Below are 1,080 nucleotides of genomic sequence, written 5' to 3' on the forward strand. Positions count from 1 at the left end.
GTTGTAGCTCTAGTAGGGCGTCCGAACGTAGGTAAATCTACACTATTTAACCGATTGACACGCACACGTGACGCGTTGGTTGCGGACTTTCCAGGCCTAACGCGAGACCGTAAATACGGCCAAGCTCGTCTTGATGAAGAGCACGAATTCATTGTCATTGATACTGGCGGTATTGATGGCACAGAAGAAGGCGTGGAAACCAAAATGGCAGAGCAGTCGCTAGCAGCGATTGATGAAGCTGACGTCGTGCTATTCCTTGTTGACGGTCGTGCTGGTCTTACATCTGCTGATGAAGCGATTGCGGCGCATCTGCGTAAAATTGAAAAGCCAGCGATGCTGGTGGTAAACAAAATTGATGGTATTGATGCTGACGCTGCGTGTGCTGATTTCTGGCAGCTTGGTGTTGATGACATGTACCAAATCGCGGCTGCACACGGTCGTGGTGTTACAGCATTGCTTGAGCGTGCGCTAGCTCCATTCTTTGATGATTTACTAACAAGTGAATCAGAAGAAGGTGAGATTGAAGATCTGACAGAATTTGAAGACGCTGAAATTGCACCAGACGAATACACCGAAGAAGAAGCGGAAGCGGAGTTCCAACGTCTACAAGAACAGCCAATCAAACTGGCAATCATTGGTCGTCCAAACGTTGGTAAGTCGACGTTAACCAACCGTATTCTTGGTGAAGAACGTGTTGTGGTATACGACATGCCAGGCACAACTCGTGACTCAATCTACATTCCTATGGAACGTGATGGCCGTGAGTATGTAATCATTGATACTGCGGGTGTACGTCGTCGTGGTCGTATTAACGAAACGGTTGAGAAATTCTCCGTTGTTAAAACGTTGAAAGCTGTCGAAGACGCAAACGTAGTGCTATTGGTTATCGACGCACGTGAAAACATCTCTGACCAAGACTTGAGCCTGCTAGGTTTTGCATTGAACGCCGGTCGTTCAATCGTATTAGCGGTAAACAAGTGGGATGGTCTAGATAACGAAGTAAAAGAGAACGTGAAGAAAGAGCTAGACCGCCGCCTAGGTTTCGTTGACTTTGCTCGCATTCACTTTATTTCTGCACTG

Annotated in this window: 1 protein-coding gene; it reads left to right on the forward strand. The window is 47.1% G+C overall.

Annotation, left to right across the window (positions count from 1 at the left end; translation table 11 throughout):
- Positions 1–1,080: ribosome biogenesis GTPase Der (gene der, locus R8N28_RS26695; RefSeq protein WP_318183854.1), on the forward strand; the 1,080-nt coding region annotated here is incomplete at both ends.

The organism is Vibrio sp. Vb1554 (assembly GCF_033344235.1).